General features: G+C 50.0%; 13 protein-coding genes and 1 rRNA gene. 6 read left to right on the top strand and 8 right to left on the bottom strand.

Translation table 11 applies throughout. The features are described from left to right. Positions 1-12 precede the first annotated feature (12 nt). From rrf to CWI84_RS10955, 5 genes are all read left to right on the top strand, one after another. Positions 13-128, top strand: a 5S ribosomal RNA gene (gene rrf / locus CWI84_RS10975). A 719-nt stretch (positions 129-847) separates the two neighbouring features. After that, on the top strand, positions 848-1,843 hold the full coding sequence (gene murB / locus CWI84_RS10970; protein ID WP_241968788.1) for a UDP-N-acetylmuramate dehydrogenase: 996 nt from the start codon (positions 848-850) through the stop codon (positions 1,841-1,843). Then, positions 1,840-2,814, top strand: a complete 975-nt coding sequence (gene birA / locus CWI84_RS10965) for a bifunctional biotin--[acetyl-CoA-carboxylase] ligase/biotin operon repressor BirA (protein WP_126842634.1) — start codon at positions 1,840-1,842, stop codon at positions 2,812-2,814. Before murB ends, birA begins: the two co-directional genes overlap by 4 nt. After that, the gene (locus CWI84_RS10960) at positions 2,814-3,608 is read left to right on the top strand and encodes a type III pantothenate kinase (protein WP_126842633.1); all 795 of its coding nucleotides are present in this window, start codon (positions 2,814-2,816) and stop codon (positions 3,606-3,608) included. Before birA ends, CWI84_RS10960 begins: the two co-directional genes overlap by 1 nt. A gap of 3 nt (positions 3,609-3,611) precedes the next feature. After that, entirely contained in the window at positions 3,612-4,229 is a 618-nt protein-coding gene (locus CWI84_RS10955; protein WP_126842632.1) for a tetratricopeptide repeat protein, read from the top strand. Here the strand turns inward: CWI84_RS10955 and nspC are convergent. The 4 genes from nspC to CWI84_RS10935 form a co-directional block, all read right to left on the bottom strand. Further along, the gene (nspC, locus tag CWI84_RS10950; protein WP_126842631.1) at positions 4,226-5,362 is read right to left on the bottom strand and encodes a carboxynorspermidine decarboxylase; all 1,137 of its coding nucleotides are present in this window, start codon (positions 5,360-5,362) and stop codon (positions 4,226-4,228) included. The genes CWI84_RS10955 and nspC overlap by 4 nt on opposite strands. A gap of 48 nt (positions 5,363-5,410) precedes the next feature. Continuing rightward, entirely contained in the window at positions 5,411-6,613 is a 1,203-nt protein-coding gene (locus CWI84_RS10945; protein WP_126842630.1) for a saccharopine dehydrogenase family protein, read from the bottom strand. A gap of 68 nt (positions 6,614-6,681) precedes the next feature. Continuing rightward, entirely contained in the window at positions 6,682-8,811 is a 2,130-nt protein-coding gene (locus CWI84_RS10940) for a prolyl oligopeptidase family serine peptidase (RefSeq protein WP_241968787.1), read from the bottom strand. Positions 8,812-8,833: 22 nt separating this feature from the next. Then, complete coding sequence (locus CWI84_RS10935; protein ID WP_126842629.1) at positions 8,834-10,405, bottom strand: GNAT family N-acetyltransferase; 1,572 nt, start codon at positions 10,403-10,405, stop codon at positions 8,834-8,836. 62 nt (positions 10,406-10,467) lie between these two features. Here CWI84_RS10935 and CWI84_RS10930 point away from each other — a divergent pair, with 62 nt between their 5' ends. Next, positions 10,468-11,250: an NRDE family protein gene (locus tag CWI84_RS10930; RefSeq protein WP_157981022.1), complete on the top strand. Its 783-nt coding sequence runs from the start codon at positions 10,468-10,470 to the stop codon at positions 11,248-11,250. On the opposite strand, the gene CWI84_RS10925 is transcribed toward CWI84_RS10930, so the two are convergent. The 4 genes from CWI84_RS10925 to CWI84_RS10910 form a co-directional block, all read right to left on the bottom strand. Beyond that, the gene (locus CWI84_RS10925) at positions 11,222-12,640 is read right to left on the bottom strand and encodes a sodium-dependent transporter (RefSeq protein ID WP_126842627.1); all 1,419 of its coding nucleotides are present in this window, start codon (positions 12,638-12,640) and stop codon (positions 11,222-11,224) included. The genes CWI84_RS10930 and CWI84_RS10925 overlap by 29 nt on opposite strands. Positions 12,641-12,815: 175 nt before the next feature. Continuing rightward, a complete protein-coding gene (trxA, locus tag CWI84_RS10920) occupies positions 12,816-13,667 on the bottom strand; it encodes a thioredoxin (protein ID WP_126842626.1) in 852 nt (283 codons plus the stop codon). Between the two features lie 75 nt (positions 13,668-13,742). Next, on the bottom strand, positions 13,743-15,116 hold the full coding sequence (locus tag CWI84_RS10915; protein WP_126842625.1) for an aldehyde dehydrogenase family protein: 1,374 nt from the start codon (positions 15,114-15,116) through the stop codon (positions 13,743-13,745). Further along, complete coding sequence (locus tag CWI84_RS10910; protein ID WP_241968786.1) at positions 15,116-16,567, bottom strand: NAD-dependent succinate-semialdehyde dehydrogenase; 1,452 nt, start codon at positions 16,565-16,567, stop codon at positions 15,116-15,118. The genes CWI84_RS10915 and CWI84_RS10910 overlap by 1 nt, the downstream gene beginning before the upstream one ends. Between the last annotated feature and the right edge of the window lie 291 nt (positions 16,568-16,858).

The following is a 16,858-nucleotide window of genomic DNA, read 5'->3' as shown; positions in this document are numbered from 1 at the left end:
GAACAGTTTATGTCTGGCGGCCATAGCGGTGTGGCACCACCTGAATCCATTCCGAACTCAGTAGTGAAACGCACCAGCGCCGATGGTAGTGTGGGGTTTCCCCATGTGAGAGTAGGACACCGCCAGACTTCAAATAAATAATCCCTCGTGCGCAAGCGCGGGGGATTTTTTATTTTATGGCCAGTGTCCTACGTAGCCTGCCGCTACCGCGGCAGGACATCGACATCACCCGCCGCTTCCCCGATCTCTGATCTCCGAACATCGACAATCCCGGACATCGCAAACCCCCAAACATCGCAAACCCCCAAACATCGCGGAATTCCTGTTGCAATAGCAACAGGCTACGGCTGAACCGCGGAATTCCAGTGCGGTAGCCTGCCGCTACCGCGGCAGGACATCGACATCACCCGCCGCCTCCCCGATCTCTGATCCCCGAACATCGACAATCCCGAACATCGCGGAATTCCTGTTGCGATAGCAACAGGCTACGGCTGGATCGCGGCCCCGTGCGGTAGCCTGCCGCTACCGCGGCAGGACATCGACATCACGTCCCGCTTCCCCGATCTCTGATCTCCGAACATCACGGAATTCCTGTTGCAATAGCAACAGGCTACGTCTGGATCGCGGGATCCCCGTGCCGTAGCCTGCCGCTACCGCGGCAGGACATCGACATCACCCACCGCCTTTCCCGATCTCTGATCCCCGAACATCGACAATCCCGAACATCACGGAATTCCTGTTGCAATAGCAACAGGCTACGGCATAGCAACAGGCTACGGCTTAGCAACGGGCTACGGCTTAGCGCTTTCTTTGGTATACTGCTGCTAACATTTTCTGGTTTGTGTAGATGGCTTTGGTGGATCTTTCTTCGTTACACACTTTTCGGTTACCGGCAAAAGCGCGGTGCGTTGCACAGTTGAATGCACTGGCAGATTTTGAGCAGATCGATACAACTTCACCTTATTGGATCCTAGGCAGGGGTTCGAATTCTATTTTTGTTTCTGATTATCAAGGCACGGTTTATTTAGTGCGCAACCGAGGCGTACAAATCGAGGAACAGTCCGAGGCATATAAAATCACCGTTGCTGCCGGTGAAGATTGGCATGAGCTAGTGTTACGCACGGTAACAGAAGGCATGCCTGGATTAGAGAATCTTGCACTGATTCCCGGTACCGTTGGTGCTGCACCTGTTCAAAACATCGGAGCTTACGGGGTAGAACTCAGCCGCTTTATTGGCAAGGTGTTGGCTTGGGATACCCAACAGCATTGTTGGCAAACCTTTGATAGCGACGCATGCTGCTTCGGTTATCGCGACAGTGTTTTTAAGCAACAGGTTGGACGTTGGGTCATTGCTCAGGTAGAACTGTATTTGACTAAAGCTTGGCACCCGACGTTAAGCTACGCCGACCTTAAGGGACTGGCGGCAGATAGCGATGCTGCGACAATTATGGATGAAGTCATTCGAGTGCGACGAACCAAGCTTCCCGACCCCGAAAGGCAACCGAATGCCGGTTCGTTTTTTAAAAATCCTGTGGTAAGCACAGCGCAGCTACATAAACTGCAACAACAATATCCCGATATTGTGTATTACCCTGTTACCACAACACAGGTGAAATTGGCGGCCGGTTGGATGATTGATCAGTTAGGTTTAAAAGGCTATGAATGTAACGGCGCACAAGTGAATCCACGCCAAGCATTGGTGCTAATGAATAGTGGTGGTGCGACAAGCGCATCGTTAAAGGCGCTGGCGACAAAGGTTATGGCAAGCGTTGAATCCGCGTTCAAGGTAAACCTAGAACCCGAGGTACGGCTAGTAGGAGAGCAGGGATTGGTAGAGCTATGAAGCAACAGCGAATTAATCAGTTGTTAAAGCTGCTGGCTGATGGTCAATTTCATTCCGGCGAAGCCCTAGGAGAGATCTTAGGCGTCAGTCGCGCCGCGGTGCATCAAATGGTGGAACGGATCAAAGCGCTTGGACTGGACGTGTTTAGTGTTTCAGGCAAGGGTTATGCTCTCAGTCGAGAGTTGGAGCTATTGACCAAAGATGCTATTTCTACGGTCACCCAACAGACGTTACCCGAGTTTGACGTGCTCTCCGTGGTGGGGTCGACCAACGATGAAATCAAACAACGGGTTGAACAAAAGCACTTGAGTAACGGTTACAGCCTCTTTGCCGAAGCTCAAACAGCCGGCCGCGGGCGTCGTGGAAAGATTTGGCATTCGCCCTACGGGAGTAACCTTTACCTCAGCCTCTATTGGCAGTTAGCCGATGGTGTGCAGGGCGCTATGGGGCTAAGTATTGTGGTGGGCATCGCAGTAGCTCGACAATTAGCCAGTTATGGCATTGCTAATGTGGAATTAAAATGGCCTAACGATATCTACATCGACGGGCGCAAGGTCGCTGGCATCTTGGTGGAGCTTGAGGGGCAGAGTAGCGGTAGTGCACATGCGATCATTGGGATGGGAGTCAACATCAACATGACTGATCCGGATGTGACAGCGATTGATCAACCGTGGGCCCAGTTAGCTGACGCTTTGCCGCGAGAGATCAGTCGCAACCAGTTGGCCGCGGACCTGTTAAGTGCGATATATGCGGCGTTACAACAGTATCAGGAACAAGGTTTGGCACCGCTATTGGGCGAATGGCTAGAGTGGGACCGCTATGCAAACCAGCCAGTGAAATTGATCATGGGAAATCGAGAAGTGACAGGGATTGCTCGCGGCATTGACGAGAATGGTGCGCTTATTTTGGAGCAACAAGGCAAGCACACTCGTTATTTCGCTGGTGAGTTATCTCTGCGAGGGCTCAACTGATGATACTTTGCCTTGATGCTGGTAATAGCTCATTGAAGCTGGTGACGTACGCTGATGGTTCAGTGTTGGAACGGCAGCAATGGCATTATTCAGCTGATAGTTCTGCGCTGCAAAACTGGTTACAGACGATAGTCGCTAAGGTCCAAGTTATTTTGGGGAGTTGCGTCGCCAACGCTGATACGCAAGCCTTTATTGAGGCCATTGTGAATGAACCCATTCACTGGGCCACTAGCACAAGCGAATGCAGTGGCGTGGTAAATGCTTATGCACAGCCGGAGAATTTGGGCGTTGATCGTTGGCTCACGCTCTTAGCAAGTCATTGTGCGTTGCAGCAACCGACACTGACCATCGACCATGGCACCGCGCTAACCTTTGATTGGCTGACAGCCGCTGGGCAGCATTTAGGGGGATGGATAACCCCAGGCGAGCGGTTAATGAGAAACAGCTTAAATACTGCCACGTCGCGCGTGCGGACTGGGCTAGAGAATAATGCCGAGAATGCTACATTAGCCCCCGCTGTGAATACCCAAGCTGGCGTTAGTTTGGGGATTTACGCAGCTCTGACGGGCGCAGTCCGACAGGCCATAAATACCAGTGAACAGTGTTTTGGGACGCGGCGGTTTGCTATTGTTGAAACTGGCCCGACGTCGTTGTGCCAACCACTCAGCTACGATGCAGATTATTACTACAAAAAAGACTTAGTGACTTTAGGCTTATTACTGTGGGGACAGAGTCAAGATTTGCTGGATTTAACCGATATAGAAATTAGTCGGCTATTTAACTGGAAAGAGTGAAAGATGTTGCGTCGGATACTATTGCTCACATTGTTGCTTGTTAGCGGTCATGCCTGTGCTCAGGAAATGCGCGCCGTGCAACTATACAGCGATGCAGATTTGGTTGAGATGTTTAACCAAAACAGCCATCTACAACAGGTTCGAGATGTTGATAGATGCCAGCTGGTGCAAGATATCGAAGCGCAAGCGGCAATTGAAAAACGGCCGACTTACCAGTTCTTATACGGCGATATGTTAGCCTGGGGCGTTTGTTATGACCGTAGGGTTGAATTAGGCCTGCATTATATGGAATTAGCCGCGCAGCAAGGCTTAGTGCAAGCACTTGAGCAACTAGGGCGCTACTACCATCAAGGCACTCTAGTACAAAAGGATGTCGACCGCGCGGTATTGTATTTGCGTGAAGCGTCTTCATTGGGGTATTTACCCGCGCAACTGCGCTTTGCCAGCATCCTCAATAAGGGAAATGGCAGCCCGTACGACTTTGAGGCTGCCTATCATTGGCTACACAATGCGGTAACAGGCGATGCTGCGACGCATCAGCGCATTGCCGATGAGCTTCGACAACTGGCGAAGAAAATGCCCGCATCGGTCGTTGAGCGGGCAAAGAGGCCGTTAGATTAAGATAACCGCGAACGAAAATCGTGGTAATTGAATTGACGCACTATGTCTAACTCACCGGACTCTCGCAAGATAGCAATCGTTGGGTGTTGAACACCATTGAAGAAGGTCGTCTTGACCATGGTGTAGTGCATCATGTCCTCAAAGACTAAGCGGTCGCCGACCCTTAGCGGACGATCGAAACTGTATTCACCGATGACATCGCCAGCCAAACAACTATTGCCACCGAGCTTGTAGGCGTAATCCTTTTCGTTGGGAAGCGCCGCATCGGTAATGGTTGGCCGGTAAGGCATCTCTAGTACATCGGGCATGTGCGCTGTCGCAGAGATATCTAGCATGGCAATTAGGCCACCATTTTCAACAATATCCACCACTTCGCAAATCAGTGGACCGGTACGCCAGGCTACCGCTGAGCCGGGTTCCAGTATCACCTCAATGTCGTAAGTTTGCTGCAAACGTTGAAGCTGTTGAATAAGATGGTCAACATCGTAGCCTTCGCGAGTCATTAAATGGCCGCCACCAAGATTTAGCCATTTCATTTGCGTTAAATACTTACCAAACTTCTCTTCGACCGCGCTCAAGGTGCGTTCTAGGGCGTAAGAGTCACACTCGCATAGATTATGCACGTGTAAACCTTCGACGCCGGATAAATCAACACCTTCAAGTTGATCCGCGCGGACGCCTAGTCGCGAGCCTGGCGCGCTAGGATCGTAAAGCTCCGTTTCAGCTTCTTGATGCTCAGGGTTCACTCGTAATCCGACAGAGATGCCAGCGTCACGAACTTGTTGTTGATAACGCTGCCACTGCGAAATACTGTTAAATGATAGGTGGTTAACCAGTTTGCAGAGCTCGTCAATGTCCTCCTGCTTGTATGCAGGCGCATAGGCATGCACTTCTTTTCCCATTTCCTCATGGGCGAGTTTGGCTTCCCACACAGAACTTGCTGTGCAGCCGTAGAGGTAATCGCGAATAATCGGAAAGGCACTCCACATGGCAAAACCTTTAAGCGCCAAAATAATTTTTGCACCGCTTTGCTGTTGCACGTGCTGCATTAATTGAACGTTGGCTTTCAACGCTGCTTCATCCAACAAGTAGCAAGGTGATGGAATACGCGAGTCGGTATAGACAGAAGTCATAGGGAAATCTCTTCAGGAAGCGGCGCCCTGCAAAGGGCGCCAACACAATTATTGCTGTTCAAATGGACGTTCACACTCAACCACTTGCCATGGCAAACCGTACTTGTTCAAGCGTGCCATAAATTCGTCTGGGTCGAATTGTTCCATGTTCCAAACGCCCGGCTTCATCCATTCGCCTTGTAGCATTAGCGATGCCCCGATCATTGCCGGCACACCGGTGGTGTAAGATACTGCTTGGGCGCCAACTTCTCGGTTCGTTTCGGCGTGGTCGCAGTTGTTGTAGATGAAGATGGTTTTTTCTTCGCCATCTTTTAAGCCAGTGACGTAGGTACCGATGCAGGTTTTGCCGGTATAGCCTTCAGCCAGTGAGCCTGGGTTAGGCAGAACCGCTTTCAAGAACTCCAATGGCACAATCTTATTGCCTTGGAATTCAACCGGCTCAATTGAGGTCATGCCAACATTCTCGAGCACCCGCAAGTGGGTCAAATACTGGTCACCAAAGGTCATCCAGAAACGTGCGCGTTTAATACTTGGGAAGTGCTTAACCAGTGATTCCAGCTCTTCGTGGAATAACAGGTAAGAAGCGCGTACCCCAACGTTTGGATAATCCAAATCTTTGCGAACGCTGATTGGGTCGGTTTCGTGCCAATCGCCATTTTCCCAGAACTTCCCTTTTTGGGTAATTTCGCGAATATTGATTTCCGGGTTGAAGTTCGTGGCAAAGGCCTGACCATGGTCACCACCATTACAGTCAACAATATCCAAGTAATGGATTTCATCGAAATAGTGCTTCGCCGCATAAGCGGTGAACACGTTGGTAACACCAGGGTCAAAGCCAGCACCTAGCAGCGCCATAATGCCTTTTTCTTTAAACTTGTCTTGGTACGCCCACTGCCAAGAGTATTCGAACTTGGCTTCGTCTTTTGGTTCGTAGTTGGCAGTATCAAGGTAATGCACGCCGGTTTCTAAGCAAGCATCCATAATTGGCAAGTCTTGATAAGGCAACGCCACGTTAATCACTAGCGCCGGCTCAACTTTGCGAATTAATTCGACCACTTGTTGGCTATCGTCGGCATCCACAGCATATACGCCTTTAACGCGGTCTTTGCCGACTTCTTTTTGGAGCGCTTCGCACTTAGACACTGTGCGGCTGGCTAAATGGATTTCTGAGAAATACTCAGGTAGCGCTGCACACTTTTTTACTACCACACCGGCGACGCCGCCGGCTCCAATGATTAACACTTTAGACATTGATTAGTGTTCCTTTTTCTCTTACGAGTGAACGATAACGTTAGACCGCGAAAGATAGCATATTTTGGCTATTTAATGTCGAGTTGTTGCGCCAAAAAAGCCCACTGTTTGGCGTAGTTCTCGATCTGCATCCAGGTCGGGGTTCCGGCACCATGCCCAGCGCGTGTCTCAACGTTTAACAAAATCGGGTTATCGCAGCTTTGCGCGTACTGCAATGCCGCAGCGAATTTATAACTATGCCAAGGGACCACGCGATTATCATGGTCAGCTGTGGTGATCAGCGTGGCTGGGTAACAGGTTCCAGGTTCGGTATTGTGAACCGGTGAATAAGCGTACAATGCAGCAAATTCGTCGGCATTCTCGCTCAACCCATAATCACTACTCCATCCCTTAGCATTAGCGCTGGCGGTGTCATAGCGGAGCATATCTAACACACCTACAGCGGGTAGTGCTGCGGCAAATAAATCTGGGCGTTGGGTCAGTGTCGCACCCACCAATAGACCGCCGTTACTGGCGCCTTGAATCGCCAGTTTATCGCTGTTGGTATAGCGGTTATCAATTAACCATTGGGCAGCGGCAATAAAGTCGTCGAACACCTGTTGCTTGTGCAATTTGGTACCCGCTTGATGCCAAGCTTCGCCATATTCACCACCACCGCGTAAATTAGGAATGGCTAACACACCGCCCATCTCTAACCACACCATACGGGTGACGCTGTAACTCGGGGTAAGCGAGATATTAAACCCGCCATACCCATACAATAGGGTGGGGTGCTCGCCAGTACGCTTTATTCCCTGTTTGTGAACAATAAACATCGGTACTTTGGTGCCATCCGTACTGGTATAGAACACTTGTTCGGTTTGGTAGTCGTCTAACTTCACCGGAACCTGAGTTTCATACCACAGCGTGGTGCGCTGCGATGGCAATTGCATGCGGTACACTTTTCCTGGCTCAGTGAACCCAGAAAAACGGAAAAATGTCTCATCTGCATTGTGGCTTCCATTAAAGCCAGACACGGTTCCAATGCCCGGTAGCGGTAACTCTTTCTCGACATTACCGGCCAAATCGTAAAGCACAACGCGCGATTTCGCATCTTGCAGATAATTGGCAAACAAGGTGTCAGCTACACGAGAAATTTTCTGCAACGTTTGCTGTTGAGCAGCAATAACGGTTTCCACCGACTGGTCAGCCGCTTCAGGGTCGACGGCAATCAGTTTGCCGGTTTGAGCGTTTGCGGTAGTACGGAAATAGAGCTTATTACCAACACTGGTAATGTAACTGTAGGTGCCATCCCAGTCGGTAAACAGTGGCTTAAATGCGGCTTTGGGTCGGTCCAGTCGACGCCATAGCACGGCATTAGCAGCGTAACCATGGGTAACGTTCAACAGTAGGTACTTGCCGTCGTCGGTAATTTGCGGGTAAGGATTCCAACTTGGCTGATTGTGATTGGCATACACCAACGGATCGTCAGCCTGCGCGGTTCCTAACTCGTGATAATACACAGCAACTGGTAGATGGTCGTCATACTGACCGTTTTCGTCTAGCGGATAGCGACTGTAATAAAAACCGGTCTCGTTCGGGCGCCATGCTACGTTGGTAAATTTGGTGCCACGAATATGGTCAGGCAAATCTTTGCCCGTGGCAATATCGCGGACATAAAATTCGGTCCAGTCGCTGCCACCGTCTGAGGTGGCGTAGGCAATGTAATTGGCGTCTGGCGAAATTTTGGTGCGTGCCAATGACACGGTGCCATCGTCTCGGAAGGTATTGGGGTCGATCAATACTCGCGGTGGGCTCGCCAGATCGTCTTGCACATACAATACCGATTGGTTCTGTAGGCCATTGTTACGGTAAAAAAAGTAATGGTTCCCATATTTGCTTGGGGTGCTGACCTTTTCATAATTCCATAAATCGGTCATGCGCTGTTTAATCGCTTGAAATTTGGGAAGCTGCGTTAAGTAGGGCTCTGATACCGCATTTTGCTGTTCGACCCAAGTGTTAACCGAAGTAGAACCTAATTGCTCCAACCAGCGGTAAGGATCCGCAACCATGGTGCCGTGATAATTATCGGTCTGATCACCACGTGGAGAATCAGGGTATTGCATCCCTGTCTGCTGCGGTTCAGGGGGTGTGGTTGAACAACTGACTAGCGCCGCAGTTAAGGTTGCTAGCGCTAAGCTACGAACGGTAATTTTCATGACCATACCTTATTTTTTGATACTAAGCGTCGATCGCTGCAATGGCTTTGGTTGCTTGTTCAATCGACGGCTGAAACGCGGATTGTGACCCGATACTCTGTTCATAGACCATTAATAGGGGAAATCGATCACTGACACGATCACGACGTGACCCCAAACGCACAGGATAGAATCCGTTGTTATGCCAAAACCTGAATAGTTCAGCAGTATAGCCGAAACTGGTTCCAACTCCATCGATCGCATGCTGTTGGGCAACAGCATGCAGTCGTTTAAGTAATTCCGACGCATAGCCATGACGCCGAAAAGGTTGAGCCACGGCAATGCGCACGATGCGATACCAAGACTTCTGAGCCAATTCTGGGCGCTGTAAAAAGAAGCTTAGCGAGGTAGCTAAAAGGTGCCCTTTAGGTCGCCGTTTGCCAGCGATAATTTGTTCGGCCAGCGTTGCGCTAAGTTGCCCTTCTGTACTAAACCATAATACACCAACCAATTGTTGCTGTTGAAAACTGAGTAATAGCTGTTGTGCTGGATCGTCTAATAATAACTGCAAGTCATTGGGGCTGGTTTGGTAATGCGCTTGGCGCAACAGACCAAATACTTGATGCAGCAAGGCTTCATCTAATTCACTGGCATGGCACGCGCGAATCAATGGCTGTTGCGGTGTTGTTGGCGTGGGCCGATTTAATACCACATGCTGTAGCCACTGATCGAGTTTATCGTCCTCTGGCCAGCGCACGGGTAGGGTCAATTGATGTTCGACAGTTTGCCAGGGTTGCGCTTGTAGCCAGCGGCGAAAATGCAATGTAAACCCTTGGCCAAGACCTTCGTAGCCCTCTTCAGTGGTCGCCAAAGCGCGCACTTCATAGCGCTGCAAAAGTGATTTTAACGCTGCTATCGGTAGCGCTGCGGCTTCATCAATAATCACCAGCGGCTGGTTGGCCTGTTGTCGATTGAGTAACCTATCCCAAGCAATAAATTTTAACCGTTGTGACTCACCGCTCCAGCGCTTGAGGGTGGTCAGTTGGTGCTGTCGTGGTGCAGTGATAACGATATCACGCTCGGTGTGTCGCAATAGCTGTGCGACTGCTTTACCTAACACAGTGCTTTTACCGCGCCCTCTAGCGCCGCTGATAAGATGTAGACGAGGATTATTAACTACCTGTTGCACCAGCGCGTGTTGTTGCGCTTCTACTCGAGCAACATAGTCAGCAGGTAATGGCTGGCTTGCGGCAAACGGCGCTGGTGAGGCGTGGTTCAGACCATACTGAGCCAGGAGCGAGCGTGCGCGTTGGCTGAAGGGGTTGTGCGGTGGACAATAAAGTACTACTTGACCGCCATATGCAAGTGTTGGAATGACCGCAGCAAGCGCGTCCGCATGTAAGCCTTGCGCGCAATATAAATACACTTGGTCATGCTGCTGGCCCAAAAAATCACGATACCGGGTCATTGCCGTAGCGGATTGTGGGCAAACCGTTGCATCATCGCTCAGTACCAATACGGTTAGTGCAGCTTCACGTGCCGCGGAGAGCTGACTGCACCATAGATCGGCGTTATCTAACCAAACGAGCTGTCGTTGTGATGTCAGGTCGGTCATACTAAGTCTAATCAATAATGATAACGGTCATGATAACAGCTTACAGGAGCGGGGTAAGTCCGATGTGCGTGGTTTTTATTGCACTACAGCAACATCCAGAATATCCATTAGTGGTCTTAGCTAACCGCGATGAATTTCACCAGCGCCCGAGTGCAGCTATGCGCTGGCGTAAGTGGGGGCAGCAACCAATTTTAGCGGGGTTAGATGAACAGGGTGGCGGTACTTGGTTGGGCGTTACCCCCGCAGGGCGGCTGGCTATTCTGACCAATTTTCGCGATCCACAGGCGTTTCGAGAGGATGCGCCGAGTCGCGGTCATTGGGTCACGACCGCGTTGCAGCAATCCGAACAGCAGTTACAGCAACAACTGCAGAGCAGCGCTGACGACTATAATCCGTTTAATTTATTATTCAGCGATGGCCACCGCGTGACAACGTTTCACAGCCCAGAAAAACACACTCAAACCTTGGCCAAAGGCGTGCATGCGTTGTCTAACGCGAACCTCAATACACCCTGGCCAAAAGCCGTTGTCGGCACAACCCAACTGCGACAGCTGATGGCGCAGCCGCAATTAACCACTGAAGAACTGCTGGCAGTCCTCACAAACGACGTGCGAGCGGAGCTAGAGCAGTTACCGAATACCGGGGTGGGGCAGCAATTAGAGCATTTTTTATCGCCGATATTTATTCGTGGGGAGGACTACGGTACACGCTGTTCTACGGTCATTAAATTCCGTAGGGATGGCATGTTGAGCGTTACCGAGCGCCGCTTTGCAGCACTCGGCAAGCCCTTAGGTGAGCATCATTTTCGTTGGAAAATTAGAGCAACGGATGCGCAAAGAATTTAGTCAGCACCGTGTTGATAAACACCACTAACAGTACCAATGGAATAATGGTCGAAATTGAGAACCGCACATACTTGGCAAAGAACGTCTGCGGATAGCCTGGGTTACCTTCGGCTAATTCTTCCTCTAAATTCTCGCGGCGCCAACGCCAATTAACAAACAGGCACAGCAGCAAACCGTTAAGCGGTAAGATGGTTTCGTAAAACACGTCCACGATCAAGTCGAATACCGATTTGTCTGCGCCGGCGTAATGTGCGACTTGCTGTAGTGCAGGAACAAGACCAAATGACGCTGCGGTTAGCAGCGTCAGTAATGTCACCATAATGGTCATTAACACTAATGATTTACCGCGACTTACCCGTTTTTGTTCCATGTAGGCGGCTGTTGGCACTTCGATAATTGACACTAACGAAGTAATCGCCGCAACGAAAGCCAACAAGAAGAATACCGATGCCAACGCACTAGCGAAGAAGTAACCCACCGACGCTTCTAATGCCATAAAAATTTTTGGAAAAAACGAGAACACCATACTCACTGAGGAGTTACTCAGGGTTTCTGGATTAGTACTAGGGTCAATAGCAAAGATTGCTGGCAAGGTCATTAATCCGGCGATGAAAGCAACGGCAGTATCGGTCACCGCAACCCACTTACCTGAGGTTACAATGTTATCACTACGGCGGAAGTAAGAACCGTAGGTCATTAGAATACCCATGCCTAAAGACAGTGAGAAGAAGGCTTGCGACAGAGCATTGTTGATCACGCTACCGGTAATTTTTTCAAAATCAGGAATCAGATAAAACTCAACCCCAAGTTCAGCATGGTCGAGGTTAAGCACAAAAACTACCAGCAATAGCAGCATCACAAAAAGTGCCGGCATCAGGAACTTGGCTGCGCGCTCAATACCTTGGCGCACACCACCAACCAGAATAAGGTTGCAGATTGCGGTTACCGCAACGAAATAACCCAAGAACCAGGGATCATTAACAAACGCTGAAAAATAACCGGGGCTGGCTAATTGGTCTAAATTCCCGCCCAACGATTGCACCAGATAGCCGAAAATCCAGACCGTAATGACCATGTAGAAAATCGCAATCATAAACGGTGTGAGGACTGCCAATAATCCTGCAAGGTGCCAAATTTTTCGACCTTTAGCTAACTCCATATAGGAGCCGAGGGGACTCTTTTGCGCGCGCCGTCCCATGCCCATTTCCGCCAGCATGACGGGTAAACAGATAAAGATAACAAATAATGCGTAGACGATTAAAAATGCGCCACCACCGCTTTTGGTTGCGGCGACGGGAAAGCCTACGAGGTTACCAATGCCCACTGCGGAGCCGGCGGCGGCTAGGATAAAGCCGAGTTTCGAACTAAATTGGTCACGTTGCGAACTCATATCTTGCCTTCTTGTGATGCTGATTGTTGTCGTTGTTATGGTTATTTTTTTAGCGACCGACTGCCGCAAAATTCGGCAATCCTAGCAAGCTGGGGGCTTTACGGCAAGTTTACCAGTGTGGATAAAAAAAAGGCCGGTTGAGGGAACCGGCCAAAAATGTTGCTAGCGAACAGCACTAATACATCATGCTGTACAAGCGTCTACGGTAGGTTGCAGCCAGTGGATCACCATCAGGTAACGCTTGCAGTAGATCTATCAAAGATTTTTTAACGGTATCGTTACTGCGGTCTTTTTGCAGCAGCGCAAATAAGCGCTCTAACGCCTCCTCTGCGCGTTGCGCTTCGTGTAACTTGGCCGCTACCTGAAGCTGTAATTCAATATCATCTGGCTGTTGGTCAGCTTGTTCAACCAGAGCGCGAAGTTCTGGTGAGTCTGCGGCTTGTTCGGCCAATTCTACGCGCGCTTTAAGCTGCTGGTAGTCGGCGTCTTGGTCGGCCAAAGAAATGCTCTGCAGTAATTGCTGAGCTTGTTCCAGCCGACCCATTGCGATGGCTGCGGCAATCAACACTTTTTTTGCAGCAAGGTTAGTGCTATCGACATCATAAGCTTGTTTGGCCAAGGTATATGCGGCGTCGTTATCTTGCTCTGCTAGCTTCGCTTGCGCTTGTTGGATTAAATCGTCACTGGGGCTGGGTAAATGCGGTTCTAGCATTGCTTCAATGTCGCTTTGGCTTTTTACCCCGGCAAAACTGTCAACTGGCTGGCCGTCTTTAAAAAATGCCACGGTTGGCAGGCTTCGAACACCAAACTGCATAGCTAACTCTTGTTGTTCATCGCAATTGAGCTTCGCCAATAACACGTCATCAGGGTACTTATTAGCGATCGCCTCTAGTGTAGGCATGAGTTGCTTGCAGGGTTCACACCAGTCGGCCCAGAAATCGATGATCACTAAGCGTTCGCGTGACTGCTCAATGAGGACTTGCTGAAAATTCTGCGTAGTAACGTCAACAATATTGTTTGCTTGCATGGTTAAGGTAAATCCTTGCTTGTTTAGCGATTCATACCGTTAAGGTGGTAACGCGGCATGCGAATTTCAAGCGTTTTAAGTAAACCAGCGTAGCAACTTGTCTTTTAGCGAACTGTAAGGCGGATAACGCAATACCACATCAAACCAAAAGCTGCGCTTCATGACCGACTTAATATGAGAAAAGGTTTCGAAGCCCCAATAGCCGTGATAACGCCCCATACCGCTATTGCCAACACCGCCAAATGGCAGTTGGTCATTCATCATGAATATGAGCGTGTCATTAATACACAAGCTACCAGCACTCACTGCCCGAGCATAATCGCGGCGATTCGCCTTGCTGTGAGTAAACAGGTACAACGCCAGCGGTTTCGGTCGTTGGCGGATGAACTGTTGTGGCGAGCAGGGCAGTTCCGAGAAACCGATGATGGGGAGCAGCGGGCCGAAAATCTCTTCTTGCATCAGCGGTGATTCAAGGTCTGGTGAAACAATAAGGGTTGGACCGATATAACGGTCTTGTTTATCGCAGTCACCGCCAAAAACCACGTCGGCGGAAGAAAGGAAATCGTGCAAACGTTGGTAATGGCGTTGATGTATTAAGCGGCCATAGTCATCGCTATTTTGTGGTTCCTCACCATAAAACTCGCGAATACAGCTAACCATAGCGCTCATTAGTTCAGCTTTAACGCTGTCATCGACCAGTACGTAATCAGGGGCAATACAGGTTTGTCCGGCATTGAGGAATTTGCCCCACACCAAACGACGTGCGGTCACCTTGATGTCGGCGTCAGAGTACACTACAGCCGGGCTCTTGCCACCAAGTTCAAGCGTCACTGGCACGAGGTTATCGGCTGCATTGTGTAAAATTTTCCGCGCGGCATTGGCTCCGCCCGTATAAAAAATATGATCAAACGGCATTGCCGTTAACTGTGCTGCGACATCTGCTTCACCGGTTACCACCTTGACGACGTCTGATTGCAAATAATTCGGCAGGCGCTCGGCGATAATCGATGCCGTCTTTTGTGCGTGCTCAGACGGCTTAATGAGCGCACAATTACCCGCAGCTAGGGCGGCCACCAGTGGGGCGAGAAGAAGTTGTACTGGGTAATTCCAAGCCCCTAGAATAAGGACCGTTCCTAACGGCTCAGGCACCAGATAGCTGCTGCCGGGCGTTGCCATTAGCGGTGTGCTTACGCGTCGGGCGCGCATCCATTTCGGAAGTTGTGACAGCGTGTGGCGAATATCGCGCTGCAAAAAATCTAGCTCGGTCAGTGCCGATTCGCTCGGATGTTTACCTAAGTCAGTTTGCAACGCATTGCTCAATGCTGAGCGGTTTTCGTGAAGAAATTTCTGCAGTTGTTGCAGTTGCTGGCGACGCCATGCGACTGACAGGGTAGCGCCAGTCGCAAAGCGTTCATTCAAGCGATTAAGAGCTTGAGAATAGTCATCCATTACAATCCGCCGAGAGTTACGGTTTTGATTTCTAAGTACTCATCTATACCGTATTTTGAACCTTCTCGTCCAATACCTGACTCTTTGACTCCACCGAATGGGTTGAAGGCATGCGAAATACCGCCTGCATTTATACCCACCATGCCGTACTCTAGCGCTTCACTGACTCGGAATATCCGGTCGACGCTGCGCGAACAGAAATACGAGGCCAAGCCAAAGGGAGTGTCGTTGGCTCGTTCAATGCCCTGTTGTTCATCGTCGAAGGTTGAAACAGCCACCACTGGACCGAAGATTTCTTCTTCGCTGATTTCCATTTCGCCAGTGACTCCAGTGAGTAATGTCGGCTGATAAAACAACTCGCCTAAGTCGCTGTCGACTTTACCGCCGAGCACTACTTCAGCACCATTGTCTACGGCGCTTTTGACCAACCGGTTAACCTTGTCAACCGCGTCCTGATTCACCAACGGCCCCAGATCAACATCATCTGTTCCAACGCCTAACTTAAGCTTGCTGATAGCGGGTTTAAGCTTTTCGATAAACTTGTCAGCGACGCTGGCTTGCACTAACACGCGGTTGGCGCTAATGCAGGTTTGCCCGGCGTTTCGAAATTTGCAGGCGATCAGCTGTTCAACGGCTTCATCAAGGTCAGCATCATCAAATACCAAGAACGGCGCATTACCACCCAGTTCCAGCGAGATTTTTTTGACGTTGCTGGCGCATTGCGACATCAACACTTTGCCGACATCGGTAGAGCCCGTAAATGAAAGTTTTCGAACTTTCGGCGATTCTGCCAAAATCTTACCGACGGTTTTAGCATCCGTGGACGGGACAATATTAATCACCCCATCAGGGATGCCCACTTCACTCGCAAGTTGGGCAATGGCCAAGGCTGAAAGCGGTGTTAACTGTGGCGGCTTAACCACTATCGTACAGCCTGCCGCTAATGCCGGCGCCACTTTCCGAGTGATCATTGCGTTAGGGAAGTTCCATGGGGTAATGGCTGCACAAACCCCAATGGGCTGTTTCATTACCATCACCCGTTTGCCGGCTTCGGTATGCGGTAGGATATCCCCGTTGATACGTTCTGCTTCTCCGGCAAACCAGTCAACAAAGCTGGCGCCATAAGCAATTTCGCCTGCCGCTTCAGCAACCGGCTTGCCTTGTTCGGCACTCATGATTTCAGCCAACGCTTGTTGGTTATCCATCATCGCTTGGTACCACTTTCGTAGCAGTTTTACCCGCTCTTGGGTTGGGGTTTTACTCCAACTGCTAAACGCTTGTTCAGCCACATTTATGGCTCGCTCAGTCAGTTCGGCATCGGCATCAGCAACTTCGCTGATGGTTTCACCGGTGGCCGGATTTGTCACCGCAAACCGCTTCTCGGTGGGTACCCAGTGACCTTCGATAAATAAATCCTTTTTCGTGAGCGATTTCATTGAATGTGATGACATAATCCCTCCGTTAACGCTAAGTGTCTCTATAATGTAGGCAAAAATGGCGCAAATGGTTCAGATTTTTCGAAAATTAGCGTTGCAACGGGCGTTACAGAAAAAATACTGGATAATTTTTGCACAAAGCATTGCTTTTCTCACAGAAACCCGTATAGTGCGCGCTTCTTCAGCGCGGAGCCCGTTTGGCCCAATTAGGCGCTGAATCATTGAGGTGCAGCGCCTGTTATGGTTGGCCGTCAGTATCCCTTCCCTGAGATTGTGTACTCTACGTCACTCTCCTGTTGCTGGGCG

This window comes from Idiomarina tyrosinivorans, from assembly GCF_003987475.1.
Lineage (GTDB): Bacteria > Pseudomonadota > Gammaproteobacteria > Enterobacterales > Alteromonadaceae > Idiomarina > Idiomarina tyrosinivorans.
The sequence above is the reverse complement of the archived record's forward strand: the minus strand, read 5'-3'. Positions and strand labels throughout refer to the sequence as shown.